Origin of the sequence: Bradyrhizobium sp., from assembly GCF_036009065.1 — a bacterium.
Lineage (GTDB): Bacteria > Pseudomonadota > Alphaproteobacteria > Rhizobiales > Xanthobacteraceae > Bradyrhizobium.
This window is the reverse complement of sequence record NZ_DASYMN010000250.1, coordinates 15,885-42,110: the sequence shown is the minus strand read 5'-3', so window position 1 is coordinate 42,110 and position 26,226 is coordinate 15,885. Positions and strand designations below refer to the sequence as shown.

The window sequence follows — 26,226 nt, the reverse complement described above, 5'->3', positions numbered from 1 at the left end:
GCCGAGCGCGTCGCGGAAGTTCTGGGGCTGCGCGCCCGGCTCGAAACCCTGGCTTCGACGCTGTCGCAGGGCGAGAAGAAACTGCTGGATATCGCCAGCGCATTTGCGCTCAATCCGTCGGTGATCCTGCTGGACGAGCCGACCAGCGGCGTCTCGACCGGCGAGAAGCACGCGATCATGGAGGTGCTTGTTGCAGCGGCGAAGGCCGCGGGCGTACGCGGCATCGTCCAGGTCGAACACGACATGGACCTCGTCGAGCGGTATTCGCATCGCATTGTCGCATTGCAGGAAGGCACCGTGATGGCCGACATGGCGCCGGACGCGTTCTTCGCCGATCCGGCCATGATTGCCGCCGTGGTGGGAACGCGCCCGCAAGCTCACAGGAAGCTGCCCTGATGTTGAATCTGTCGAACCTGAAAGTCGATATCGACGGCAGCCGCATCCTGGGCGGCATCAACCTGTCGGTGGCCGCGGGCGAACTCGTATGTCTGGTCGGACGCAACGGCGCCGGCAAGACCACGACGTTTCGCAGCATCATGGGATATCGCCGCGCGCAGTCCGGCGGCATCGATTTCGAGGGCGCCGACCTGACCAGACTGCCGACCTGGCAGATCGCGCAGCGCGGCATCGGGTTTTCGCCCGAGGAGTCCGAAGTCTATGCGGATCTGACGGTGGCCGAGAATATCGAGCTTTCGACCTGGACACGGCCCTCCGGTCGCCCGGCCGGCGTTCGCATCGAAGAAGCCTATGCAGTGTTTCCCAAGCTGCGCCAATATCTCGCGCGCGGCGGCGGGCAGCTTTCCGGCGGCGAACGCAAGATGGTCTCGATCGCCCGGGCACTGACGCTCGATCCCAAACTGTTGCTGCTCGACGAGCCGTTCGAGGGTCTTTCCCCGGCAATCATTCCCCTGATCGCGGAGGGCGTCGCTTCGATCCGTGCGATGGGCAAGGGGGTTCTGATCGCGGAATCCAACGTTCATCACATTCCCGACTACGTCGACCGCATCTATGTCCTGGAGCGCGGCGAGGTGATGTTCTCAGGCACGCTGGCGCAGGCGTACCGGGACCGCGACGTCATGCGCGTGATCGCAGGCCAGATCGAAGTCGCCTCGTGACGACCAACCCGGGGAGAGCAGCATGAAGCACTATATGGGAGACCGGACCATCGACGGCGTAAAGGTGACCGTCGATGGCGCGCCGCTCGATCCATGCATGAACGTGATGGAGTTCACCAAGAACGGTTTTGAGTGGAGTTATGAGGGTCCGGAGCCGCGCCAGCTCGCGCTGGCCCTGCTGGTCGATCACCTCGGCGACAAGGCTAAGGCCAAGGCTGCGGTGGAGCCTTTCATGCAGGCGGTGGTCGCCAATTTCGGCAATGAATGGGAGATGACGTCGGCTGACCTCGATGAGGCGCTGGCAGCGCTTGGCAAGGCAGCCTGATGACGTTGCGATATCGTGCCGCGGTGCTGCATGGCGCGCAAACGCCGATGTCGATCGAAACCATCGCGGCCACGGAATTGAAGCCTGCCGACGTGTTGGTTCGAATCCGCGCCGCCGGACTTTGCCACACCGATCTTGAAGTGATCGAGGGCGCGCTGCGCTACCCCATGCCGATCGTGCTCGGACACGAGGCGGCGGGGGTGGTCGAACGGATTGGCTCGGCCGCGCGCGGCGTGAAGATCGGCGACCACGTGGTGCTGTCCTGGAATCCGCATTGCGGGCATTGCTTTTATTGCGACCGCGACGCGCCGATCCTGTGCGAGCAGTATCTTTGCGAAGGGCCGAAGGGCGTGTCGTTCGACGGCGAAAGCCGCGCCAGGCTGGCCGACGGCCGGCAGTTGCAGCAACTGATGTTCCTAGGGGCGTTCGGCGAATATTGCATCGTGTCGGATCAACAGGCGATTGCCGTTCCGAAGGAGATCCCGTTCGACCGCGCCTGCCTGATCGGCTGCGGGGTCATGACCGGCGTTGGCGCAGCGCTCAATCTCGGCGCGATCGCGCATGGCGAGTGCGTGATGGTGATCGGCTGCGGCGCGGTGGGCTTAGCTGCCGTGCAGGGCGCGCGGCTGGCCGGCGCCGGCGCGATTATCGCGGTCGACATCGACCCGGCGAAACTGGTGCTCGCGGCGAAAATGGGTGCAACCCATGGCGTGGATGCCTCGAAGGACGACGCGGTCGCCATCGGAAAACGCGAAACCGGCGGCCGCGGCGTCGACCTCGTCATCGAGGCGGCCGGCAGCGCGTCCGCTTTTCGGATGACCTCCGAGGCGGTGCGGCCCGGCGGTCAACTGATCTGGCTCGGCAAGATCGACGTCAACGCGGATGTGGCGTTTCGCTGGGGGTCGCTGATGCAGGAAAAACGCATCCGCCGTGTCAGCTATGGAAACGCGCGCCCGCGGCGGGATTTTCCGTTGCTGGCGCGCGCCTATCTCGACGGTTCGCTGCTGCTCGACGAGTTGATCTCCCGCCGCATCGCGCTTGACGAAATCAACGATGGTTTTGCGGCACTGAAGCGGGGCGAAACCATTCGCAGCGTCATTACGTTCGATTAGCATGATGAAATCAGGGTTGAAGCGGCTCCTCACCTCTCCCCGCAGGGGAGAGGTCGAAGCCGGAGCGCAGCGCAGGCTTCGGGTGAGGGGTCTCTTCAGGCGTTTGGACTCGCGGAAGCTCCCCTCACCCGGATCGCATCTGGCGATGCGATCCGACCTCTCCCCTGCGGGGAGAGGTGACCAGTCCTCTTGGTCAGGTGTCCAGCGTCTTGCGCGCAAAATCCTCGATGTAATCGATCAGCTGGTCCGATGCGGTCGCCGCTGCCTTGACCTTTTTCTGTGCAACTGCGTTCGCGACCGCGGCGTGCAGCTTGGCGGCGAGCGGAAGGTCCGCGACTTCCTGGTAATGCTGATACCAGAACCGGCGCGACAGCGCGTTCATCAATCCCATGGATCGCCGGGCGAACTCGTTGCGCGCCGCCGTCGCGATCAGGATATTGAAGCGCTGGTCGAGGCGCATGAAGGCGATGTCATCGGCCTTGGCGGCCGCCGCCAGCATGGCTTGCGCCACTTCGGCGAATTCGCGGCGTTCGTCTGACGTGGCGCGCTCGGCCGCCAAGCTCGCCATCAGGCGCTCCAACTCGCGCCGGACCTCGAGCAGCCGCAGCTGCAGCCTCAAATTGATCTCGGAGACCATGATGCCGCGCCTCGGCATGATCACGACCAGGCCGTCCCTTGCGAGGCGTTGCAGCGCTTCCCGGATCGGGGTGCGGCCGATCTTCAGGCGAACCGCAAGCGCCTGTTCCGACAACACCGTTCCAGGCGAGAGTTGCAGCGTAACGATCATCTCTTCAAGTTCGCGGTAGGCGCGATCGGTCAGCGTGCCATCCTCGGTCCCGGTCCCCCGCGAGCGGCGGTTTACTGGCGTTTTTGTCAACTGTTTCCCCATACCGGCAAGCGTCAGCCGGCTCAGCGCACATTCATCCCAAGTGTATATTTACAATATATCACCCCGAATCGGCTGCAAGTTGTTCCAGACGATCAAGCAGGGGGAGCTGGCTCTCGAGGATTTTTGCGCGAGCAACCGGTAGCGAGAACCACTCGGCGCGATCTACCTCCGGGAACGTACGAAGCCGTCCGCTTTTCGGAGGCCATTCCATTTCGAACGTGTTGCTCTGCATGGTCCGGATATCCAGGTCGCCTTCCACAGCGAAGGCGTGAACGCGCTTGCCGCCGCGCTGGCGTATCTCGCCGAGCGGCCGCAGCGGTCCGGCCGGAGCGCTGCCGAGCTCTTCGATGAATTCCCGCCGCGCGACCTGTTCGGGATTTTCACCGGCGCCGATTTCGCCCTTCGGGATCGACCAGGCCCCGTCATCCTTGTTGCGCCAGAACGGGCCGCCGGGATGGACGAGCAACACCTCGAAAGAGGGCCCGCTGCCCCGGTACATCAGGATTCCGGCGCTCGACGCGGCCACGAGGTTAGCGCCGGCCGCGCGGGATAGTGGATTTTTCCGGCATGGCCAGGTCGCGCTCCCATCCGAACACCGAACGGCCGTCCAGCGCCGGCGATGCGGCGCGTTCGGCGGCGATGAAGGATTGCAGCGATGGCCCGTCGGCGGCTCGCTCGAGCCGGCGCGCCTGGTCGTCGAGACGTTTCAGCGCGCCCATCGCTTCATCGCGTCCAAGCTTCGCGTTCTGGACGGCGGATTTCAGGACGCGAATGGTCTCGTCGTAGACCTTGATCGGGACCGGGTAGGGATGCCGGTCCTTGCCGCCATGCGCCAGCGAGAAGCGCGCCGGGTCGCCGAAGCGATAGGGCGCGCCGTGGACGACCTCCGCCACCATCGCAAGCGAGCGCACCGTGCGCGCGCCGACGCCCGGGGTGAGCAGCAATTCCGGAAAATCCACCGGGCCGCGCTCGGCCGCTGCGGCCAGCGTGCCAAGCAGGCGCCTGGAAAACACGTCGCTCGATCGCACGTCGTGATGCGCAGGCATGACCAGATGCGGCAGCATGCCCTGCGCCGGGGTTTGCCCGGTCAGAGCGGCAAGCTCGCAGACGATGCGATCAGGACCGAACCCGGTCAGCAGCTCAAGTTGCGCGGTGCGTGAAATGCCGGCCCGCTTGTCGGTGAGGTTGACGATCTCGCCCTGCGCCGGCCCGTCGATGGCGCTGTGCGGCTCGTCGACGAAACTTGTAAAATTCTCCGAATGCCAGTGGTAGCGGCGCGCCTGTTTCTTGTCGCCGTTCATGCCCTGCTGCACGACGGTCCATTTGCCATCATCGGTGACAAAGAAGCCGTGCAGATAGAGATCGAATCCGTCCTGAACGGCGGCGCTGTCGACCTTGGCAACCAGCCGGCTGGCGCGGGTCAGCTTCGCGCCATCGAAACCGATGCGCTCACCGAGCAGGCGCAATTCGTCGGGCGTCTTGCGCGAGTGCTGGCCACGGCCGCCACAGACATGGATGCCGAGCTCGCTCTCGAGCGGCTTCAGGCCGCGCTTCAGCGCGCCAATCACGCTGGTGGTGATGCCGGAGGAGTGCCAGTCCATTCCCATCACGGCGCCAAACGACTGGAACCAGAACGGATGCGACAGCCGCTGCAGGAATTCGTCGCGGCCGTAATGGTACACGATCGCCTGGGTGATGATGGCGCCGAGCGACGACATGCGCGTCGCCAGCCAAGGCGGCACGCGCCCGCCATGGAGAGGAAGATCGGCACTGCCGGTGCGTCTTGCCATTCGATTCCGAAATTTCTTGATCGCTAGAAGTCTATCAGGCGATTCGTCTGAAGGTCAGGAGTTCCGTTCAGCCATGGTCCGGAACGTGATCGAATACCGCGGCGCCTGCACCGCGGGGATGCTGTGTTCCCACACTTGCCGCGAGGGGCCGGACATCATGTAGAGCGACCGCGGCTCGGCACTCAGCGTAAAACGCCGCCACTTCTCTGCCGCCGTCCTGCGAAACCGGAACTTGCAGGCGGACCCCAGCGACAGTCCGAACACACGGTCGAAATGCGGTTTATCGCGGTGCCAGCCGATGCCGACGCCTGTGTCGTATTCGGTGCAAAGCACCTGGCCGATCCGGGTGCCCGGGCCGCCGAACGCCTCGACCGCGTTGATGGCCGGCCGCAGCCACGCCGGAATCGGATCGGCGTCCTGCAAGCGCCGCAAGCTGTAGTCGTAGCGGAACCCGAACGACGCAACCCGCCGCTTGCCCTCGTATTGGCCGAACTGAAACGGCTGCAGCGGCAGCGCCGCGACTCGCGCGATCAGCTCCCTTTCGGTCTCGGATGACACGAATTCGGGAGCGTAACGAAGTCCCTCGGGTTCGAGGGATGATGGTGCAAAAAAAGCAAGTTGCTCGGACAAACCGGCGGCCCTTCGACGATGCGTTGATCTGCCCAATATGGGATGGCAGCCGCCCGATCGAAAGGTGCCGACGGTCTTCAGAGCGGCAGCGGCACGCGCCAGACTTCTTCGAGGAAGAAGCTGCACATCCAGACCGCACCGTGCCCGACCCTGAGCGCGTCGCCGCCCTTGCCGACATACTGGGCGACCACCTTGTTGGTGGCGGGGTCAATCTGGGTCAGCGGGATGTCGATCATGGTGACCCATACGAATCCCTCGCCAACCGCTATGTCACCGCCTTTGCCGGGAACTCCGGCATCGATGGTCGCGACGACCTTGTTGGTCGCGGCGTCGATACGTGAAACCGTGCCATCGCCCTGATTGAGCACCCAGACATCGGTGGCGGTGCAGGCCATGAACCGCGGTGACGGGCCCACGGGGATGGTGGCGGCGATCGCGGGTTGCGTCGGCTCGATCCGGGAAACCAGGTTGTGCTCTGTTGATGAAACCCAGACGGCTCCTGCGCCGGCGACAGGCACGAAGGAGCCGCTGGCGAGTTGTACATGGCCGTCGATCTTGTTGAGCGCGCTGTCGATCCGCACCAGCTTGCCCTGGCGGTCGGCAACCAGCCAGACAGCCCCGGCCCCCGCCGCGATGCCTCCCTCGCTGTCGCCGATCGGGGTCGGCACCTGGGCCTCGATCGTATTGGACTGCAGGCTGACCCGATCGATGCGATTGTCCTTGCAACTGGGCGACCAGACGGCGCCGAACCCGAGAGCGATGCCCGAGCACGGCCGGCGGCTCACGGCAACGGTCTTCGCGATCTTGTTCGTGGCCGGGTTGATCCGCGCCAGGCTGTCGGCGCGGGCGTTGGAAATCCATACGGAATCCGCCCCAATGCCTACCCAGTCAGGGCTGCCTGGAACGCTGATCTTCGCCGCGATCGGCAGCGTCGAGATCGGCCGCTGTACCGCCGAAAGGTCTGCCATCGGTGCCGTCTCCTGTCTTTCGCGTCAGTTCGCAAGGTCGCCGGTCTCGAGATAAAATTCCGTGGGCAGGGAGAGCGTGAAGGTCTCCGCCGCCTGATTGTCCAGCCGCGTCACCTGGACCTCGGCGCCTTGCTGCAACGGCACGCCGGGCGAATGGCCCGTGCCCGCGACCCCTAGCTCGATCGCCGCGCCATCCCATGCCTTGAGCCAGTCCGGCGCAGGAGTCGTGAATTTCGCTGCCATTATCTGGTCGAAGTCCGGCGCGCGAGCGATCCGATGCGCCACGAAGGCCTCCGCGGGACTGCCGAATATGAGATAGCGAAGATCGGCGGGCGGCGGGGTTTCGGGGGTGAGGCGGCGCGCGTAAAGCACACGCGTGACTTTGGCCTCGACGTCGTCCGCGGTGATGGCGACGCCGCCGCGTTCGAAATGACCGCGGAAGATGCTGCCCATCATCGTCAGCGGAGCCGGCGGATTGGCGGCCAGAACCGAAAGCTGAAAGGGCTTGGGCACCCAGGTGTAGACCTTCTCCATCGAGGCCTTGCGGTCCTTGAGATAGGTCTTGAACGGATCCGACCCCGGCGCTGACAAGGTGGTCTCCAGCAGCATTTGATAGTCGTGCGGCGAGTGAAACATCGGCAGGTGAGACATCAGCACCCGTATCTCGCCGACGATCAGCATGCCATGGACGGCTGGATGTTCACCGTGCGGATGCGCCTGCGGGGAAGAGGCGCCATGGTCGTGTTCGTGCGGCATCGTCATTCCTACGGGTTATCGATGATGAAGTCGTCGTGCACATCGACATGGGGATCGTCAGCCATGGCTTCGCAGGCGTTGTGAAACTCCTCGATATGCGCCGCGGTCAGCGGCAGTACATGCTCGTCCGGCTGGAAGGTCGTGCCGATCTTATAGAGCTGGCCGGGCAGATTTTTCATTTCGATGTGATTGCCGAGCACATGGATGATTTCGTGCGCGTTGGCGAACTTGGCGAGGCGGGTGGCGCTATCGCGATAGTCAGACCATATCTCGATCGTCAGCTTGCCCGCATACAGGGTGTCGCCCGTCAGCAGCCACTTGTTGCGCGGGTCATAGACGGCGATGTGCGACTCCTGGTGGCCCGGGAGGGGAAGGATGGTCAACTCGCGGCTCCCGAGCTGCAGCGTCGCCTCGCCGTTCGGCCAGTTGGGCAGCCCGAAAAAGGTTTTTACAGATTGCAGCGAAGGCCTGACGATGGTGGTGCGCGGACGGTTGTCGAACTCGCGGTCCCAATGGCTGTGGTCGTCGTGGCCGTGGGTGTGCGCCACCACCAGGTCGATGGCTTCGAGGCCGCGTTTCTTCAGCCAGCCGTCGACGATGCCGTCGACGGTCTGGCGAATCGGCAGCACCTTGCCGATGTTCTGCGGCGTCGGCGGGTTGGGTGGCCCGCCGGTGTCGAAAATGATGGCCTTGTTGTCGCCGAACAGCAGGTAGGTGAAGTTGCCCTCGTAGCTGTAACACTTGCTTATTCGCAGGATGAAGCTGTCGTCGTCGAACGCATGCACCTGGATCAGCGGGTCGGTGCTCTGCGCGCAGTCAGGCGCCCCGTGAATCCACTTCACGGCTTCCAGCGGTGTCGTCATTGCCTTTCCTTTCCTGCTGTCCCTAGCGGCCGACGCGCAACGGCCGGTCGACAACATCTCGGACTGAAAGCTCCCTGAGGGCAGGAAGGTCGCCCGAAACCTGCTGCCGGCGACGGCATCCCTGCATCGGCTTCACCTTGCTCTGGCCAAAGCGGGTCGCGACCCCGATAAGCTTGATGTTGATGAAGTCCACGATCTGTGCCGCGAACTCGATCGCGCGCCCCTGGATCGTGATGTCGCCAACCACAAAACCTTTGTCCTGCGGTACTTCATACACGGCGCGGACGGGCTTTTCCGCTGTGCCGCGCAGATAGCGCCAGTACGACATCGGATCCGATCCATCCGGCGTCGCCCATCCGGCGGTCGACAGGCCTGCAAAGTAGAGCCCGACCGGGTTGTCGAGCGTGACATCTGCTTTCTGCCGCGTCAGGCTGTTAACCTGCCCGCCGATGTGCGGATCGCTGTGACGCTCTTCGCCGCCGTACCGACCGCATGCGATCAGCTCCGCTTCGCTCGTCAGCAACCGGCCATCGATCTCGCGCACAACGCTCGAACCGCCCGCAAGCTCGATCTCGGCGCCGAGCGAGTTGTTGATCTGAATGAGGTGCATGGCGCCGCTGGTAGTGCTCGCGTTCCACTTGTTGCGGGCGTTGTAGCGCCCGTTCGCGAGAAAGAGATCTTCGCGTTTGACCTGTGGGCTGATAAATTGCTGATACAGCGCGAGCGCCTTGGCCGGCGCCGTTTCGGCGAGAAAGCTCCAGTATTCCGGGCCTTCGCAGGTGAACGTTACTCGCGTGATCTTGTCGCTCTGGGAGTCCCGTTCGATGCTCCACTCGCAATATTCGTCCTGGACGTCCCGGCTTGCGTCGGCCCGGCGCCAGCGCTGCCGGTCGCCGACCGAGCCGAGGGTGACGTTGCGGGGAAAGGCGACCCACGAGATGTCAAGCCTCTGCGCGTCGGCGGCGGTCTCGACTTTGGTTGGATTGTAGAACTGCTCGCGGGGGCCGTCGAATTCGAATTCGTCGGGATTGCCCCGCACGGCATCATCGAAGGCATCGCTGATGAAATTACTCCAGGCGCGGCGCTGCTCGTCGGTGAAATCATCGAGAAAACCGGGGGGATCAAATTTTTGTAGAAGTGGCATTTATTTCTCTCCTGTGTGAAATGCTCGTATATTTCGATTTCAGTGCAATTCCGCGACGGTTCCATCCTCACGCATCTCAAGAACCGGCGCGTCCAGCGGAATGTTCGTGACCGGCAACGTCAGGCGGAATTCGGCGAGCGGGCGGCGGGAGAATTCGCGCCGCCGGGACTCGGCCAGCCGCACCCAGCCATCGAAGCCGCTCTCCGTCGCTCCTTGAGCGGCGAGCGCTGCGAAATAGGCCTCGATCCGGCGCGCGAACACACTACGCCATTGATCATCCGGAACGCGCCAGTTCTGCAGAAACGCCGTCGCGGCGCCGTCCGCCGGATCGCCCGCCGCCGCACCTTCCGCCGATTTGACGAACAGCGCCTCCAGATTGCTGACGGGTCCGCCGACTGTGGACGGCGCCAGCTGACAGACCGCCGGAACATGGTTCATCAGCGCCTGCCGCCGCGGCGAGAAGATCGGATTTTGAAAGTCGATCATCAACAGGCAGGCGACGAAGCGCTGGCTGACGATCCGCTCACGCAGCAGCAGTGAGAGAACATTGATGTCCTCGAACGCCGGCTCCGGCACCAGAAAGGCAAAATACGTATCACCAGGCTGCCGGTAACCTTGACCATCGGTCAGGGCGAAGCCGTAACGCGTCAGGCTGGTCCGATAGAATGCGCCGGACACAGTCACGGGTGCGATGCCGGGCTCGAGCCCGATCTCATCGATGAAAGCATCGCTGTTGAGAAAGAACGTGGTCGGAAGGCTAAGGCGCTCTTCGTCGCGCACCAGGGCACTTTGCTTGGCAGCACTCACGAGGTTCACAGTGGTGCTTTCCAGCAGCTGTCGCAGGAAGAACGGGACGTCTCGCAACGTGCCGTCCCCGGATTTGGCTCCGGCCATCCGCGCCTTGTTCCAGCGCGCGATGCCTTCGCGGACGACGTCCTGTTCGAGAAAATGTGCGCTTTCACGGTTAACGAAGATGGGCTCGGTACGCAGCGGGTCGTCCGGCGCCAAGGTGGCGTCGGTTATCGACGCTGCCATGCTGTGCCAGTTATTCCATGGCACCCGCAGTTCCTTCATGACCATCGATCCATTGACGTGGCTGTCGAATGGTCCTTGACCGCGTGTCGCAGGCTGCAGGGCATGGTGGGAGTTGCCGGCCCAGATCCAGGTGCCGCCGCGCCGTTCGTAAAAATTGTAGGCCAAATTGGCCGGGTCCCAAGCGATCACCTGAAGGAACTGAGAGGAAGAATCGGGGACCGAGCTCGCGCTGACCATGATCTGCACCTGCCCGGCGCGTGCCCGCACGACAGCGAACCGGAACTGGCGCGCCAGTTGAGCGGTCGCTTCAGACCAGGGGATTTGCCCGCCATCGGCGACCAGGAACGAGTGCTGCTCGGGCAGTCCGCCCGGCTCCCCATTCATCGCATCGAGCGCGGCGAGCAACGCGCGCAACGTGAGCGGGAACGTGCCGGACTTGAGCAGCAGCCCCGCGAACGGGTCGCGCAGCATGGTGCCGACTTCCTCCGCCGCCATTGGTCGCGGCATCTGGTCCAGTCCGAGCACGAAGGCGTGCATGGTGTTCGCGGCAAGGTTGGCTTGCGGCGCTGCGTCGGCCTCCGCAACTGCCGAGCGATACGGGTAGTTGCGGGTCGGAAAATATTGGCGTTCACGCACGACGGCCATACTTCTTGCCTTTCCTTCACAGTTCATGCGCTCAAGACTGACGAATCCCGGCGCAACCGGTTCAACCCACCGCGTCGTTTTTGCCGGGAGCGCTGACGCCACTGGCGAGTGTCTCAAGATTCTTGCTCAGTTGGTCCAGCGCCTCCAGCGACTTGCGGCGCCGTTCTTCGGAGCCATACGCGACGAAGGACGAGTGCAGCGTGATCTCGTTCAGAAGCGGTTCGATCTGAGCCATTGCGTCCGACGCTAGCGGGCGTTTAGCCTCCGGACGCAGAATGTTGACATAGGCCTGCGTGCTGTCATCCGCTTCGTCCGCAAGGGCCGTACGCTGCAGATTCCAAGAGCGCTTGGTGTCCGGGGCAAGCGTCTTCAGCTTGCTGACGCCGAGCGGCCGGGCGGCAATCACCTTTTCCCAACCCCGCTTGGCGCCGCGCCGCTTGTTGTTGCTGCTGAGGTGAGACATGAGCTGCGAAAATGCTCCATTGCCGTAGAGCAACTTCCCGTCCGGATCGGTGATGGATACGAAGTCGGCGTGAGCGAGCAGTTTCTCAGCGGATTTCAACAAGCGTGTCGCCAGCTTCTCGGTCTGTTGTCCCACCTTTCTCGGCTGCTTGGTGTCGGACAGCGATTCCGACAGCCTGCTCGCCTCGGCCTGAAGGCGAGCGACGGATTCCTCGATCGTCAGCGCGTGGCCTGCCAGCTCGGTCGCGTTGACGGCCGGTGTGTCGGACGCCGCGCCGGCAGCCGCATCCGCCGCAGCGGCAGTATTCTGCTGCGTGCCGCCGATCGCCTCTTTCAGCGCGCTCGCCGCGATCATACGTTGAGTGGCCACCGCGGCTGGCGGCGTACCGGCTGTAGTCGCTTCGCTGCGTAGTCGTTCCAGTCCGTCCTCGACGCGCGCGAGCGGCATACCCGTGGCCTGACTGAGGTCGAGGGGTTTGGCTCCCGACAGGATCGAATCATACGCGAGTGTCACGCGGTCGGGGAGGCTATTCAGATCGCTGCCCGGCGTGAGGTCGTAGGCGGCCCTGATCAGGGCCGCATCGCGGAAAAAATCCGCCGGCTGGATCGGTGCTATAATGCCTCTTGGGCCGGCTGCGCCGAGGTTCACGGGCCGAAAGACAGGGGCGCTCGGCGGCAGGGCTGTCGCGAGCGCCGGCACAACGACCATCGAAGCACCCGGCGTTGGGGCGGCGGGGCTCGCGCCGGCTGCGCCCGCCTCCAGATTGCGCCACGCCGTCCACGGGGCGTTGGTGATGACGTGCTTCAAGACCCGGTCGGTCAGGCTGCCGACCGATACCGTTTTAGCGAATTTCATCGCGTTCCGCTTCACGCGGAGCAGCCCCGCTATCATGAGCGGCGGATGGGGAAACGGCGCTTCAGGCTCCTCATTGTCACGCAAGCAGAGCGCGCGGACATCCGGATGGTCTCCGATGGTTTGCTGCAAAAATGTGAGGACGTCCTCGCGAAAGCCCGCCCGAGCCAGGCCTTGCCCGTCGCTTTCGTCCGAACTCTGGAAACGCTGTGACCGCTGCCAGGCCGAAAGGGCATAGCAGGCAAGAATCCCGAGCCAGGGATTCTTGTATTTGCCGTGCAAGAGTTGGCTCAGCCTGCTGCTCTGAACCACGCCGTCGATTTCATCCTCGTGGTAAAGCGCATGCAGAACCGCTTCCGTGGCCGCGGTGATTTGGTCATCGTGACGGAAACCTTGCCCGAACGGCGCCATGCTCACGACCATGGTGCGAAGCGAAGGCTTCCTACGAGAGGTCATGAACAGCTGAGTCTCCCAGCCAGCGGACAGAAAGATCGGCTGGTGCCGCACCCGAACACCCGGGCGAGAGCGGCGCACGATATAGTATCCGGGCGGCAGGTCCGCATTGAACGCCATCCAACCCGCCTGCTGATCGCATTTGGCAGCAGTCAACAGGTCGACGAGCACGGTCTCGTCATCGCGAAGCAGCGAAAGCCCCTCGGCGAAGCGCGGATTAATCGTCGAATCCAGCGATCTTACGAACACAAACAGGCGCGCGGTGCCGCCCGGTGCCGCGGCCCAGGTCGACTGTCGGCTCCACGTCTCGGCAGGTTCGATATGCGCGGCGCGGTCCGATTTCCAATCCTCCAGCGGCGCGGTGGGCGCGGCTTTCAATTGATCCCAATGGTCGGCGGCAATTCGCGTCGTCTTGCCGGGCCGGACCGACGCCCAGTCGCTCTGGTCCTGTCCCCAAAGCGCGACCTGGACCTGATAAACGCCGGGCGCCAGCTCGGTTTCGATCTCATAGCGTCCGGGCGCATCGGCGAGTTCCTTTGGCGCGCCGATGGCCGTCACCGGACGGTACAGGTTGTCCGAGATACGAACGTTCGCCGCCCAATGGGGCAGCTCGACCACCAGCGTGCCAGGAGTTTCATGGTCGGGGGAAAGTGAAGACATAGGGCTCTTCCTTCGCCTTTGCTGGATCGATGATCACGGCGATGTCACTGTCGACATGTTCGAGCTCATAGCGGCTATTGACGAGCAGGTCTTCCGTCCAAGGGTTGTCGGCGCGGGCCTGTTCGGCATTGCGGCGGCCAACTTCGCGCCGGCCGCCGTCGCGCAAAACGAACTCGCCGCCAACTTCCGCTGGCACCACGATGTGTACGCGCACGCGCTTGAGGGTCGCCGGGTCCAGCGTGCGGAAGACGATCTCCGCCGTCGGCGGCGGACACTCAGCATCCTGGACCAACTTTTCAATCTTCGCCAGCGCCGGTACTCGCTCCTTAAGATATTGGCTCAGGCTCGTCGCAGTGATCCGTCCCTCGGCGTCGACGGCGCGCGGCGCACCACGAAGCCCCTCGAGCAAAGCCTTGGTGAGAAGGCCGCGCCGCTCGTTGGTCTCCCTCTCCACCGGTGCAAAGGCTTTTTCGCCATAGCTGCTGGCCATGACGACGAAGTCGACCACAGGCTTGCCGTCCTGCGCCACCAGTTTTTTGTCGAAGCCGGGTGGCATCGTGTCGTCCTTGAACTCGCGGTCGCGGCAACAATCGAGCAGGAACACGACCTCATCGAACCGCTTCGTCTCATAAAAATAGTCGCGAAACGGACGCAGTCCGATGTTCTCGGTCAGGGCGCCCATGGCGGCATTGGCCATCAGCATGCCGACATTGTCGAAACTCGGACCGAATCCGTGTCCGGCGAAATAGAAGTACAGCCGGTCGCCAAGGCGCCTGTTCTGCTCGACGCCGAAATCGCGCAGGGCGCGATCGATCTCGAGGCGGATCGGCCGCGCGTCGAAACGATCGCCGGGCATCTTGGGCAGTGACGGGATAAATTTGAGGTTCTGCTCGGGCAGGTTTCCGCCGTCAGCCGAGAGGAGCCACTCGCAGAATGCAGTGGCGTCACGCACTGACGCCGTCAGCCGGCGCAAGCTCGGGTAAGTGTCGATCCCGATCGCGATGGCGTAGTGCCGGTCGTTCTTGGCCAAGGGGTGCCCCCGAATTGAGGTGGTGCTCTCATCTTTGAGTCAGTGTAATCGTAACCTCCGAACCGAAGCTCCTGGTCAGGACGCGATGGCTCTGATCGCTCCACAGGTCCCCCGAGGCGGCACGTCCGTCACTGTCGCGATCGATCCAGACCCGCACGGCATAATCATGGGCAGGGTCGATGGGCATGTGCGCTTCGATCGAGAATGCCAGTTCGGTGGCGGCGCGGTCCGGCTGCGGCACATGATCGACATTTGCTAACGCGACCTCTCCGACCACCACGGCTTTCCGATCAGCATAACTCACGTCCTCAAGCCAGACATGCGCGCACGCACCATGGAATTCCGACACCGAAGCAGGCACCAGAATGCGGCCCGTGATAGCGGAGCCGGTGTATTCACACAGCGCGTCCACCCCCCTCGATTGCTCGCCCGACCTTACGCCCAAGGTAGATCGGGATACATCAGCTTGAGCCCGGCAACGTCTCCGTCGCTCAGACCGTTTCTCTGCCCGATCGGCGTCCCGTTTTTGGCCCGGATCGTGGGTTGCTGGTTCTTGCTGAATGCGTTTTCCGGATAGTGCATGATCGAGCCGTGATCGTAGGCGCCGAAATCCTGCCCGTCCTGGATATGCTTGTCGAAATTATGCGCGAACTGATCGTCAATGTTGTCCCATATAATCTCGATGAAATCGTCGCGGTCGGACCGGCTCTGCTCGTGCCACAACCCGATTGCGTGGCCGATCTCGTGGATAGCGGAACCGAGCCCGCAACCGGGCCCAAGCGAAATCACTTGTTTGCCGCCTTGCCGGCCGACGCGCGACCAGCAGCCGTCGCGCCGTTCAAAGGAAATGAAATCAACCTCGTTGGTGCGCGGAACGAACTTGAATGGCGTGCGGCTTTGCCAATGTTCGATCGCCGCCTTGACCTTCGGGCGCAATGCCTCCTCGGCGACGTAGGCAACCGTGCCGTCCTGCCACCGGTACTGCGCGCCGATGATCCCGATACTCTTGGACTCCGCGCCCAAGGCTGCGGCGCGGGCGTCAGCGGCCGTTGCCAGCACGATGTCGCCCTCGAACAGGGCATTCTCCCCGACCTCGGTGTATTCCAGGTCGACGTTCACTGCGCCCTGAATGCGGCGCTGCATCACCGCGGTAATTTGCTTCTTCTGCGATCCCGAGCGGAACATGCCGCCGGGCAGGTCGAGGCTATCCTCGCCGCCCGCTGTCGCGTCCGAACAGCCCTCGGAGGAATTGGTTTCGTGGTCCGACATCGAGCCTCCACTTCACAACTTCGTGAGTTAAACACAACCAAAACCAACAAACAACAATCCTTGATTTGCGCTGGGGACATCCAACTCGAAGCCGATAATACCGAATCTGTTTTTTGCGAGCTGTGAGATAAGCGTGAATTCGCCTCGTTCCTCAAAACCGCTCCTGCGCCGCAACGCTCCGGCGCTTCCAGAACAGGTTCTGGGGCCATCGCGCCTCGCGACGATAGTGCGCCAGATAGCCCGCAATATACTGTTCGTATTCGCGGTTGCCGGCATCGGTGAATTCTTCGTTGGCGTGTTCGCCGCACAAGTCGAGTGAAATAGCTGCAGCGCCGCGCAACGCCGATGAAAGCGCTTTGGATATGCCTTGCCCGGACAGAGGATCGTAAAACTGACTCGCATCTCCGATCGCAAGCCAGTTCTGTCCTGTGCTCGGCAGCGAGCGTCCGCTGGACGCGGCCACGGTATGGACGGGCGACTCGACATTCGAACCCGGATAGATTTTTGCGATCAGCTGCGTTTGCGCCAGCGTTCGAGACCACAGGCGCGCGCGATCCGGTGCGCTGCGCGGCAGCAGGTCGGCATCGGTGAAGAACGCCGCCACCGCGCGGCTTTGCGGCAAGGCCGCGGCATACCACCATCCGTCCGGGCAGGCCTCGATCATCGTCCGCGGTTCGCCGAGGCCGGCGACGGGTGCAAACCGAACCAGCGCGACCTGGCGGTCCATGCGATGGCGCTTCGCACCGAGCCGCCGTCCCAGCCATGCGGCCCTGCCGGTGGCGTCGACCAGCCAGTGCGCCGCCAGCGTGTCGCCGCGGCCGCGGTTTTGGATCACAACTTTCCACTTGCTGCCGCACGCGCGGGCGCAGTCCCGGGCCGGAGCATCGAGGATCTCGGCGCCGGCCGTCTGCGCGGCCGCGAGCAGCATCGCGTCGAAGCGCGCGCGGTCGAGATGCCAGCCGGGACCGTAGGGATTGAAAATGAAATCCTTTTCGTGAGGCTGCTCACCGCCCCAGATCGATACGATGCCCGGCGCTTCGCTGTGTTGCGCGGCCAGAAATTCGTTCCACAGGCCGAGCCGCGCCAGCGGACGCACGATTGCAGGCGGCACGGTTTCGCCGACCCGCGGAATCTCGCCGCCGGGCTTGGCAAGGATTGCGACCGCCACGCCCTTCTGTGCGAGTGCAAGGGCGGCGGCCGCGCCGGCCGGGCCGCCGCCGATGACGATCACATCGTAGTCGCGCCGGCGCGGCACGGCGCGGCTTCAGCCCTTGATCGCGGTAGGAACCTTTTTCTTACTTGCCATCGCCATCAACTGGGCTCTCGAATATTGCGGGTCGCGGTCCTGTTCGACGAAGACCGGCTTTCCGGCGTTGTCGGTAGCGGCCACGACAAAACCCAGCTGCATTGCATGTTTGACCATTTCCTCATGATCGAAAATGGCCATGGGGGCCGCCCATTCGGCCTGGCTGCCGGGAATATCGTCGGCGTCGATCATCGCAATGTCGGGCCGTTGCGACGGCCACCAATCCTGTTGGTCGCACTCGATGAAATCAGCCTGCCATGGCACCGCCATGATCTCGGAGAGGCAGCCGGGAAACACTTTGCCGAGATTGGTATGATCGAGGCGGAATGGGCGGGCGTAGATATCCTTGTCGCGCAGCGTGAGGCTCGCCTCGATCCCGGGATAGAAATTGTTACCGACACAAGCATCGAGCGCGGCGCGATCGAGCTGGTCCGGTATGGGCGCGGGGGGATCGCTGTCAATGAGGTCGCTGATGAAATCGCCAAGGACCCATTGATTGAGATACTTATCCATGAAGGCGGGCATGATGAACCGAGAGAAGCCCGGATTTTTCAGTTTGCCGGCGATCTTGCTACGCAGCTGGGGGTCGCCTGCCGGATCGGCCAAATCCTTCATGGTGACCGTCGCCATGGACGTCCACTCTTGGAAATTGTGCACCCAGCGCAGGCTAGCGGCGCGCTCGACCAGCGGCTTGATGTGGCGTCGGAATGAGGGCTTCGGCTCCGCGCTCAGCGCTCCCTTATCAATCGCCGCCTGGAACGCGACGTCGTAGAGCGTCACGATCGCCGCGATTGCCGGTGCGAAGTCCGGCGGCGCGACTGTGACCCAGGACGCATGGTGTACGGCAACCGGCTCCTGTTCCGGCAACGTCACCACGGCCGTGACGGGGCCGTCGGAGGCGTCGTCATGCCAACGGTCGTTGTTCATGAACTCATCCAACGGCGCCCCGGCAGGGACGGATTCGCTTTTGCCGCGGCCGCCCAGCACCAGGAGCCGGCCTTTGGCGTCGGTGCGCAGCTCGCCGAGATAGACCGGCTTGTCGAGAAATTTTCCGTCGAACTTTTTGCCGGGCTGGTCCTTGCCTGAAATCACCACTGGCTGCGGATTCCGGATGATCAAGGTGTTGCGGTCGGCGACGTCCATGTTCCGGGGCGCGCCAGGATGACCCGGAGCGGGTGTATGGTCGAGTGCGCCCTTGCGGTTGCAGAGATCGACCTTCCATTCGATCTTGGCCTCGTCGGCCGTCACCTCGCCGACAAGTTGAAGGTTGCCCGAATTATCCTGGTCGAACTTGAAGACGCGAAAGCGCGCCGCCTGCCGCTTGATGCGGCCACCGTCCTTGTAGCGTTTGACCGGCGTCTCGGCGCCATTGGCGCCGATCTCCACACCGGGCGCACCCGGTGTTTCCGGACCGATGAAGAACGCGTCCGGATGATTGCCGACCCGGGCAATCCCGATTGCAGGATGGATCTTATAGACCGTTGCCATGTGAATCTCCCTCGTCGATTGAAGTTCAGTTGAAGCGGTAGCGTCCGCGATCCGAATTCGACGAGCGCTTGCTCAAGCGAGCTTTGCGCTCATCGCCGTGTCGATACTCCCTATCAAGGTGAGCAGACCTTTCTGCTTCGGGGTCGGATTGAACTCGTTCGAATCTGCGTCCGTATCTGGTTCGATTCTGCGATGCGGTCTCGCAGATACTGCAATTGGGCGGCGGTCTCCGACGGCAGGCTCTGATTGGGAAGTTCGTAGGGAATTCCTGCTCGCGGGTCGCTGGAACCGGCTCCCTTGGCGAGCGGCATCTCCCGCAACTCTCCGGTCAATGGCTTGATCGTTCCAAGCATCTCCATAAAGGCCCACCCGTAGAAATTCTTCCGGGTGGCGGTCGTACCAGGTGCGCTGCCGGACTGACCGATCGAGACCGCAAGCGCGATATCCATCAGCAACATCTGGTAGCGGACGTTGGCGAGTTTTGCCCAGATCAGGGACGTCGGGTCGGTGATGGTCGCTGTCCCGCCCAGACCGGTGCGCGGATCGTCGGCCTGGTTGCGTGCGAACGCCGGTGCGCCGCCTTGCGCGTCGACGGCCCGCTGCTCACGATAGATCCGCAAGAACTTGTCGAAATGGGTCAGGCCCTGAGCTTCAACCGGACCCTCACCTTGCAGCGCCACGGCGTAAACCGCTTGCCGGGCGGAGGCTTTGTCGCTCACCTGCGCGACGTAGATCGCTGTATCCGGCGGCCCGTTGGCATCATCGCCGCGCCACTCCGTTGGATCAGCCTGACGGTCCTGATTGAAGCCGATCTTGGCCGGATCGACATGCCAGTCCGGCCAGGTCGGGAATGGATTCTGCAGATCGGGCCATGGCTGCTGGGCCGCATCGCCATCCTGGAACAACCAGAACAATCGCTCATAGATCTGGCCTGCGCGCGGCACCTCGCCGACAACCGCTTTCGCCTTCAGAACTGCTTCATCGAAGTCGGCCTGATCGGCCGCGGTGACCTTGTGCGGCGCCTCGGCGCAAACATATTTTGCCAGCGTCTCCAGCCGCACCGGCTGCAGGCTGAACGGAAACGGATACAGCGGCGACTCAAGTGGAAAGTTCTCGCGATCGAGATGCGGCGCAGCGTCAAGGCTCAGCAACAGGTTCTGCACCGTGATGAGGTGTCCCATCTCCTGCTTGGCGATAGTGCGGATGACGTCGTACCAGTCATCCGACGAGATCGGATGGCCGAACCCCGGAACGTCAACGCTGATGGCCTGCCGCAGCGATCCGGCCGCGAACAGGTACTGCGCCAGCAGCGCGCCTTCGACTTCGGCGGCAACCCCGAGCAGCGCGGCGGCTTCTTCCTCGGCCGTTGCAGGCGGCGGATCGAGCACCGGAGCCGTCCCGGCGCCGGTTGCGATCGCCGCCGGGGACCCGATCGCCAGATCCGTGGAAAACGACTGATCGTGACTAGCTCCCTTGGCATCCTTGGCGGACGTTGCTTTGCCTTTCGGCGTATTTAAAGGCATTGCCGCCAAACCCGGTCCGCCCCAACGAAGCCGGCGTATCGCACCACGTTTCATGTCTACCCCCAATTCGTTGACCGCTCGCGCACTCCCGTAAGAACGCCGCCGCTGCATCGATGCACGACGATATGCACGCCGGCGGCGCGAGCGGCCGGCCAATAGTAATTCCCGGTTCCTCGCCCGCGCCAAAATTCCGATGGTAAAAAAAATTCCGATAGTGAAAAATTCCGGTCGTGAGACGTCGCCGATGACATCCAACGCGATAGTATCGAACAATTCGCTTTGGTCACGTGAGATAAGCGTGAGTTCGCTCGCCGGCCGAACGGACCGGGATCGAGACACCAAGACTTCGCTGGCCAAGGCGCGCAAGGCAGGCGAGGCCCGCCCTCACGGGCGCTTCAAGGGATGCAAGTCATGTTCGCTGATGCGGTCGGCGAGCAGGATCAGCCACTGGATGGTTTGCCGCTCCGAAGCGGAGAGATCGGCGCGATCCGTCAGACGCGTGACCACCAGCCGGAATTCCGGCCAGCGGCGATAAAAATCGATCAGGTCGCGCGGAGCGACCTGGTCGCCTTGCCGATTTTCCGGCTGTTCACCGTCTCCCCCGGATATGCTCATGCCGGAAGGTTAATGCAGGGTGTCGTTCTTGGCGGCGTGAAAAAAGTGTGAGGCCGCTTGGAGGCCCGGCCAAGACGGTGTTAGGTTGAAATATTGCCAGGTTGCACATTGTCTCGCCGTCAGGATTGTTGTGGTGGAAAGCCGGCGCATTGAGATCAACTTATTTGGAGCCTGCGTGGTGCGGTCCACGCGGTTCGGCGGATTTGAGATAACCGGCGCCAAACACAAGGCGCTGTTTGCCCTTCTGGCGACCGCGCCGTTCGGGCGCCGTACCCGTCCCTTCCTGCAGGATACGCTTTGGGGGACGGCATGCTATGACACCGGAAGGCAAAGCCTCAGACGGGCTTTGTCCGATATCAAGCAGATCCTGGGCGACAGTTTCGCCGAAGTTCTGAGCAGCACGAATTCCGACCTCACGCTCGACCTTACGCGGGTCTCCTTCATCGGGCGGCCGGGTTCCGGGGAGCTGCTGGAAGGAATCAACCTTCGGGAAGAGGGTTTCAACCGTTGGCTCGGCGCGATGCGCCTCAATCCACAACAGGTCTATTCGCTCTACAGCCTGTCGTCGCAACCGCCGGCCGCGTCGATGCTTCCGCTGATTGCGGTCTTGCCGTTCCGCACCATCGCCGGATCGCCTGAGCATGCGGTTCTCGGTGACTGGCTGGCCGAGGAAGTATGCCGCTCGCTCTCGCGGTCCAATCTGACCGCCGTAATTTCTCACTGGTCGAGCAGGGCGCTCGACCACCAGACCGTGGACATCGCAACGATTCGTGCGCGTCTCGGCGTCGACTATTCCGTGGTGGGTACGCTTCGCGTCGGCGCCGGGGAAATCGTGCTCGACGCCGATTTTATTGACATGGTGTCGGGACGCATCTTGTGGACGCGGCAGTTTGCCGGGCCGATCGACAACTTTCTCGGCCGCTCCGCAGAAGGAGTTTCGGAAATCGTGCGCGCGGTGGGTGGCACGATTGCCGACGATGCGATCCTGCACGTGTCCGACCGTCAGCTCTCCGACCTGGAGGACCATCGACTTCTGGTGGCCGGGGTGGGGCTCATGCATCGCCCCGCACTGCGCGATTTTGCGAGGTCGCGCGAACTGATCGAGGAGGCCTTGAGGCGCGCTCCCAATGCTGCGGAGGCCCACGCCTGGTTTGGCAAATGGCACATACTGAGCGTGTTCAACAGGTGGAGCACGGATCCTGCGAAGGACACGCGGATCGCTATCGACAGCACGGCGCGCGCGCTCGACATCAATCCCGAGAGCGCCTTTTGTCTGACCATTGACGGCTTCGCCCACAATAATCTGCTGCGCCGCATGGATATCGCAAATACGCGATACGAGGAGGCGTTGCGGCGCAATCCCAATGAATCGCTGGCCTGGCTGCTCAAGGGAGCGCTGCATGCGTTCCGGGATGAGGCGGCGACTGCGGTCCAGGCTGCGGAGAAGGCGCGGTGTCTCTCGCCGATCGATCCTTTCCAGTATTATTACGAGTCGCTCGGCGCGACCGCGTTGTTGGCCGCCGGCCGCTACCAGGAGGCGCTCGACCTCGCCGAACGCTCGCTGCTCCGTCACGACCGGCACATCTCCACGCTTCGGGCGAAAATCACCGCGCTCCATCAACTCGGCCGCGACCGCGAGGCCGTGGCGGCCGGCCGAGAGGTTCTGCGGCGGCAGCCGAGTTTCACAGTCGCAAGCTATCTTCGCGAACATCCGGCGGGTGAACAGGAATTCGGCCGTCGGGTCGCAACTGCGTTACGCGCCGCCGGCATTCCATAGGCACACAGGAGGAATTGCAAATGGGCCAGTTGGGGGGCGCGGGGGGCGCAGGAGGAGCCGGGGGGGCCGGTGGAGCGGGAGGTGCTGGTGGCGCCGGGGGGGCCGGTGGCGCCGGAAATCTCAGCTTCACCGGTCTCGGCTCTTTCCTTTTTGCCGGAGCGGATCCGGTTTACGACCCGCTGCTGGTGCAGGGACTGCAGATCACCGAACAGGCGATCACCCACGTCGCGAACGGCTTCCCACCGGGTCGCCCGGTGCAACTCGGCTTTTCCTCACCGGCCAACATGGCGCTATGGGCTGACTGGGTTCGAGCGTCGCTGTACCTGACCGACTTCATGAAAGACTTCGGTTGGGATGTAGACCGCGACCAGGAGAGCGTGACGCTGACTTATTGCGGCAATTCCTTCGGAGCCATTCATCGGCCCGGCCTCGAATGCTTCCAGGATCAGTTGCTGTTCATGCGATCGTATCTGGACCAGCGGCCGGACCGAACGGCGGAGATCCTCAGCCAGCTCGGTTTCCCGACGCCCTACTTCATGATGATACTCGGGCTGCAAGCCACGCCTAACCACTATACGCTGGAACTCATCGCGGCCACCCAGGTGCTGGCCGCGCATGTGGCGATGCGCGCGAAGCATCATCTGGCCTGTCGCCGGCCAGACCGCCTCGGCGCTCAGGTCATGCCGATGATCCCGACGCCGGCCCATAGCAGTTTCCCGAGCGCACATTCGACGGAAGCGTTCGCGGTGGCAGAGGTACTGCGAGGATTTGTCGGACATCGCCGGCGGCACTATACCGACTTCGAGAGCCGGCAGGCGCTGATCAGCAAGCTGGCGGAACGCATCGCCGTCAACCGGACCGTTGCCGGCGTGCATTTTCCAATCGATACCTGGGCAGGGGCCGTTCTGGGACGCGCGGTCGGCCAGATTATCCTGGCCAAATGCGGCATCGGCAAAGACGTGCAAGGCTATTCGTATAACGCAAAAGGCGATCGCGACTTTTTCGTTAACGAGTTTTGCAAGGGCGCGAACTCGGATTTCGGCGTCGAGGAAATCGATTGTTTCAAGGTCGATTCAAGCCCACTGTTCGAGTTCCTCCTGGACAAGGCCAACGACGAGTTCGATCTGCACCAGAGTTCACGCGATGGATAGTTCAGAGAAGACCGACGAACCGCAAGACCCCGGTAAGCTTCCCATGTACCTTAGCCCGTACGAGGCTTGGAACTTCGGGCCGGGTAAAGGCTATGCTTTTCCGGCCATCCGCAAATTTTCGAAACATATTTCGGCTGTTGCCGAAGTCAGGCCTTCTCCCGCGGCGCGTGGTCGCGTCTATGAAATTGTGAGCGCGAAGGGCAAGCTGCCGACGCTGTGGAAGGACCCCGCACTGACATTTGTTCCCTTCGTCGTTGAAAATCCCTTTGGTCGCGCGATCAAGGGCCCGGAAGAGCTCAAGAACCTGCTTCTGGATGCCCTCACTCAGGTCCGGCCGCAATTTGAGGCGGCCGAGGCCTTGCTTCAGTCGGTACAGCCTCCGCCTGAGGCAAAGTTTGTCGACATTAGTAATCCGCGTTTCCGTGTCGCCTTTCCGATTCCGGATCGAGCGATGAATGAGAAACTGAACGACGGGTCGGGGCCGCCGGACTGGGAGTGCGACGACGGACTGCAAGCGCGCATCGGAGCGAACAAGCGCATCACCATCATGGCCGTGATCGACGACGGCCTGCCGTTCGCGCACCGTAACTTCCGCGACGCCAGCGGATGCCGTACCCGGATCGAGTTCTGCTGGCTGCAGTCTGTTGCAATTGACGAAAAACAGAAGAGCGTGCTGTTCGGTCGCGAGTACACGCGCAAGCAGATTGACGGTTATATCAAAAAATACGGCGACGATGAAGATACGCTCTATCGCGAGGCCGGGGCCACGGCCGATGCCGAAGACCTCGGCAGCATGATCGCACGCCATGCCACGCATGGCGCGCACATCATGGATCTTGCCACCGGCTACGCAGCCGAGCGCGGCGACATCGCGCCGGAAGAAATCCGTATCGTCGCCGTACAGCTGCCGAACACCATCGCCCTGGACACATCCGGGTTCGGCAAGGATATGTATATGCTGGCGGCATTCCACTACATCTTCAACCGCGTCGACCTGATCGCTGAAAAGTACGGGATCGAATGTCCGCGCCTGGTTATCAACTTCAGCTACGGCTTCTCGGGAGGTCGTCACGATGGCGGTACCGAACTTGAGGCTGCCATCAATCAGATGGTTGAAAGGCGCCGCGCCAGCAAGGGTCCGACGGCGCTGGTTGTTCCGGCCGGAAACTCATTTCTTTCGGGCCTGCATGGCAGGCTTCGCGATACCGATTTCGATAACGACGAAGCAAAATTCCGGTGGCGCATTCAGCCCAACGATCGGACTCCCTGCTATCTTGAACTCTGGTTTCCGCAAGATTTCGATCCGTCCGGCTATGTGGTCGAACTGTACGATCCCTGGAAGCATTGCCGGTTGTATTTCAAGATCGAAGTCGGCGCACCGAAAGATGGTTACGATCCCGGAAAGGTCGTCGCTCTATACAATGCGCACGGAAAGCAGGTCGGCCAGGTCAGCGCGGACCAGCACAGGGCCGATCATCGCAATGACGAACACAAGACCGGTCGCTGGCGTGTCCTTGTCATCATGGCGCCGACCGAGCCGGAAGACCCCCGCCTTCCTGGCGTCGAGTCCGGCGAGTGGATTGTTGTTCTCAAGCGGGGTGTCGAAGCGGCGCGACTGCAGGATTACCCAATTCATTGCTGGATCCAGCGTTCCGCGGACCCAGACGATCTCCGCTCAGGAAGCCGTCAAAGCTATTTCGACGATCCCAAGGATGTTGGCTACGGCTGCGATGGAGATTTGAACGAAGAGGACACCAGGGATGCATTCGTGCAACGTTTCGGCAGCCTGAACGGGCTCGCGACCGGCTGCACCTCGCTGGTCGTCGCGGGATACAGGTTGGGCGCCGGCCTCGGCTCGACGCTCAGCCAAGCCCGACCGGCGCTCTACAGCTCCGCAGGAACGCTCGATCCTGGGTGGCCTGAAGCGAAGGTGGCGTGCTCGTCGATGTCCGACCGCTCCAGGGTTCTGACCGGCACCATTGCCGCGGGCGTGCGCAGCGGCTCGCTGTCATACGTTCAAGGCACCAGCAATGCGGCCCCGTTTGTTGCAAGACGACTGGCGGCGATCTTTGTCGACGCTGAAAACGGCGAGGTTAAAGCGGCCGAGGACGACAACTATCGTCCGCTGCTTTCGGGCTATTGCGATCCCAAGGCAAGCAGGCACGGACCGAACGCGGACGACCTTGCAACGGCCCGGCTTGGAATCGTGCGCGTTGCCCCGCATTGGCAGCCGGGCATTGAAGTCGAGTTGCTTGAAGGCAACGACTGGGAAGCCGGGCCGCGGCCTGATGCCGGACCGGGCGCAGGCGTCGCTGATTGCGTTGATCGTCAAGGTAACGTCGCCGACAACGGAGTGCGAGTGTGATG

General features: G+C 62.9%; 24 protein-coding genes. 8 read left to right on the top strand and 16 right to left on the bottom strand.

Annotated features, from left to right (window positions below):
- The 4 genes from VGP39_RS15230 to VGP39_RS15215 form a co-directional block, all read left to right on the top strand.
- On the top strand, window positions 1-396 hold a 396-nt coding region (locus tag VGP39_RS15230; RefSeq protein ID WP_327568932.1), incomplete at its 5' end, for an ATP-binding cassette domain-containing protein.
- Window positions 396-1,115, top strand: a complete 720-nt coding sequence (locus VGP39_RS15225) for an ABC transporter ATP-binding protein (RefSeq protein WP_327568931.1) — start codon at window positions 396-398, stop codon at window positions 1,113-1,115. The genes VGP39_RS15230 and VGP39_RS15225, both read left to right, overlap by 1 nt.
- 22 nt (window positions 1,116-1,137) lie before the next feature.
- Window positions 1,138-1,440: a DUF6166 domain-containing protein gene (locus VGP39_RS15220; protein WP_327568930.1), complete on the top strand. Its 303-nt coding sequence runs from the start codon at window positions 1,138-1,140 to the stop codon at window positions 1,438-1,440.
- On the top strand, window positions 1,440-2,552 hold the full coding sequence (locus VGP39_RS15215) for a Zn-dependent alcohol dehydrogenase (protein WP_327568929.1): 1,113 nt from the start codon (window positions 1,440-1,442) through the stop codon (window positions 2,550-2,552). Before VGP39_RS15220 ends, VGP39_RS15215 begins: the two co-directional genes overlap by 1 nt.
- 193 nt (window positions 2,553-2,745) lie before the next feature.
- Here the strand turns inward: VGP39_RS15215 and VGP39_RS15210 are convergent, their stop codons facing one another.
- The 16 genes from VGP39_RS15210 to VGP39_RS15135 all read right to left on the bottom strand — a co-directional run bounded on the left by VGP39_RS15210 (window position 2,746) and on the right by VGP39_RS15135 (window position 20,316).
- On the bottom strand, window positions 2,746-3,429 hold the full coding sequence (locus VGP39_RS15210) for a GntR family transcriptional regulator (protein WP_327568928.1): 684 nt from the start codon (window positions 3,427-3,429) through the stop codon (window positions 2,746-2,748).
- A 70-nt stretch (window positions 3,430-3,499) separates the two neighbouring features.
- A complete protein-coding gene (locus tag VGP39_RS15205; RefSeq protein ID WP_327568927.1) occupies window positions 3,500-3,967 on the bottom strand; it encodes an NUDIX domain-containing protein in 468 nt (155 codons plus the stop codon).
- A 4-nt stretch (window positions 3,968-3,971) separates the two neighbouring features.
- A complete protein-coding gene (locus VGP39_RS15200) occupies window positions 3,972-5,231 on the bottom strand; it encodes a DUF763 domain-containing protein (protein ID WP_327568926.1) in 1,260 nt (419 codons plus the stop codon).
- Window positions 5,232-5,285: 54 nt separating this feature from the next.
- Window positions 5,286-5,789, bottom strand: coding sequence for an alpha-ketoglutarate-dependent dioxygenase AlkB (locus VGP39_RS15195; protein WP_327568925.1), 504 nt, complete (start codon window positions 5,787-5,789; stop codon window positions 5,286-5,288).
- Between the two features lie 149 nt (window positions 5,790-5,938).
- Window positions 5,939-6,829, bottom strand: a complete 891-nt coding sequence (locus VGP39_RS15190; protein WP_327568924.1) for a hypothetical protein — start codon at window positions 6,827-6,829, stop codon at window positions 5,939-5,941.
- 24 nt (window positions 6,830-6,853) lie between these two features.
- Window positions 6,854-7,585, bottom strand: a complete 732-nt coding sequence (locus tag VGP39_RS15185; protein ID WP_327568923.1) for a hypothetical protein — start codon at window positions 7,583-7,585, stop codon at window positions 6,854-6,856.
- A gap of 8 nt (window positions 7,586-7,593) precedes the next feature.
- The gene (locus tag VGP39_RS15180) at window positions 7,594-8,448 is read right to left on the bottom strand and encodes an MBL fold metallo-hydrolase (RefSeq protein WP_327568922.1); all 855 of its coding nucleotides are present in this window, start codon (window positions 8,446-8,448) and stop codon (window positions 7,594-7,596) included.
- A 22-nt stretch (window positions 8,449-8,470) separates the two neighbouring features.
- Complete coding sequence (locus VGP39_RS15175; protein ID WP_327568921.1) at window positions 8,471-9,487, bottom strand: hypothetical protein; 1,017 nt, start codon at window positions 9,485-9,487, stop codon at window positions 8,471-8,473.
- Between the two features lie 144 nt (window positions 9,488-9,631).
- Window positions 9,632-11,272: a hypothetical protein gene (locus tag VGP39_RS15170; protein WP_327568920.1), complete on the bottom strand. Its 1,641-nt coding sequence runs from the start codon at window positions 11,270-11,272 to the stop codon at window positions 9,632-9,634.
- A 61-nt stretch (window positions 11,273-11,333) separates the two neighbouring features.
- Window positions 11,334-13,700, bottom strand: coding sequence for a hypothetical protein (locus VGP39_RS15165; RefSeq protein ID WP_327568919.1), 2,367 nt, complete (start codon window positions 13,698-13,700; stop codon window positions 11,334-11,336).
- Entirely contained in the window at window positions 13,675-14,730 is a 1,056-nt protein-coding gene (locus tag VGP39_RS15160; RefSeq protein WP_327568918.1) for a caspase family protein, read from the bottom strand. Before VGP39_RS15160 ends, VGP39_RS15165 begins: the two co-directional genes overlap by 26 nt.
- 28 nt (window positions 14,731-14,758) lie before the next feature.
- Window positions 14,759-15,142 (bottom strand): hypothetical protein, encoded by a 384-nt coding sequence (locus tag VGP39_RS15155; protein ID WP_327568917.1) that lies wholly within the window; start codon window positions 15,140-15,142, stop codon window positions 14,759-14,761.
- 23 nt (window positions 15,143-15,165) lie between these two features.
- Window positions 15,166-15,873: a M12 family metallopeptidase gene (locus VGP39_RS15150; RefSeq protein ID WP_327568933.1), complete on the bottom strand. Its 708-nt coding sequence runs from the start codon at window positions 15,871-15,873 to the stop codon at window positions 15,166-15,168.
- Between the two features lie 277 nt (window positions 15,874-16,150).
- Window positions 16,151-17,254: a tryptophan 7-halogenase gene (locus VGP39_RS15145; protein ID WP_327568916.1), complete on the bottom strand. Its 1,104-nt coding sequence runs from the start codon at window positions 17,252-17,254 to the stop codon at window positions 16,151-16,153.
- Window positions 17,255-17,263: 9 nt separating this feature from the next.
- Complete coding sequence (locus tag VGP39_RS15140; RefSeq protein ID WP_327568915.1) at window positions 17,264-18,793, bottom strand: LodA/GoxA family CTQ-dependent oxidase; 1,530 nt, start codon at window positions 18,791-18,793, stop codon at window positions 17,264-17,266.
- Window positions 18,794-18,906: 113 nt separating this feature from the next.
- Window positions 18,907-20,316, bottom strand: a complete 1,410-nt coding sequence (locus VGP39_RS15135) for a ferritin-like domain-containing protein (RefSeq protein ID WP_327568914.1) — start codon at window positions 20,314-20,316, stop codon at window positions 18,907-18,909.
- 411 nt (window positions 20,317-20,727) lie between these two features.
- On the opposite strand from VGP39_RS15135, the gene VGP39_RS15130 reads away from it, so the two are divergent.
- The 4 genes from VGP39_RS15130 to VGP39_RS15115 all read left to right on the top strand — a co-directional run bounded on the left by VGP39_RS15130 (window position 20,728) and on the right by VGP39_RS15115 (window position 26,224).
- Window positions 20,728-20,982 carry a hypothetical protein gene (locus tag VGP39_RS15130; RefSeq protein WP_327568913.1) on the top strand — a complete coding sequence of 85 codons (255 nt, stop codon included), beginning with the start codon at window positions 20,728-20,730 and terminating at the stop codon, window positions 20,980-20,982.
- A 124-nt stretch (window positions 20,983-21,106) separates the two neighbouring features.
- Complete coding sequence (locus tag VGP39_RS15125) at window positions 21,107-22,708, top strand: tetratricopeptide repeat protein (RefSeq protein WP_327568912.1); 1,602 nt, start codon at window positions 21,107-21,109, stop codon at window positions 22,706-22,708.
- A gap of 20 nt (window positions 22,709-22,728) precedes the next feature.
- A complete protein-coding gene (locus VGP39_RS15120; RefSeq protein WP_327568911.1) occupies window positions 22,729-23,859 on the top strand; it encodes a vanadium-dependent haloperoxidase in 1,131 nt (376 codons plus the stop codon).
- Window positions 23,852-26,224, top strand: coding sequence for a hypothetical protein (locus tag VGP39_RS15115; RefSeq protein WP_327568910.1), 2,373 nt, complete (start codon window positions 23,852-23,854; stop codon window positions 26,222-26,224). Before VGP39_RS15120 ends, VGP39_RS15115 begins: the two co-directional genes overlap by 8 nt.
- The last annotated feature ends 2 nt before the right edge of the window (window positions 26,225-26,226 follow it).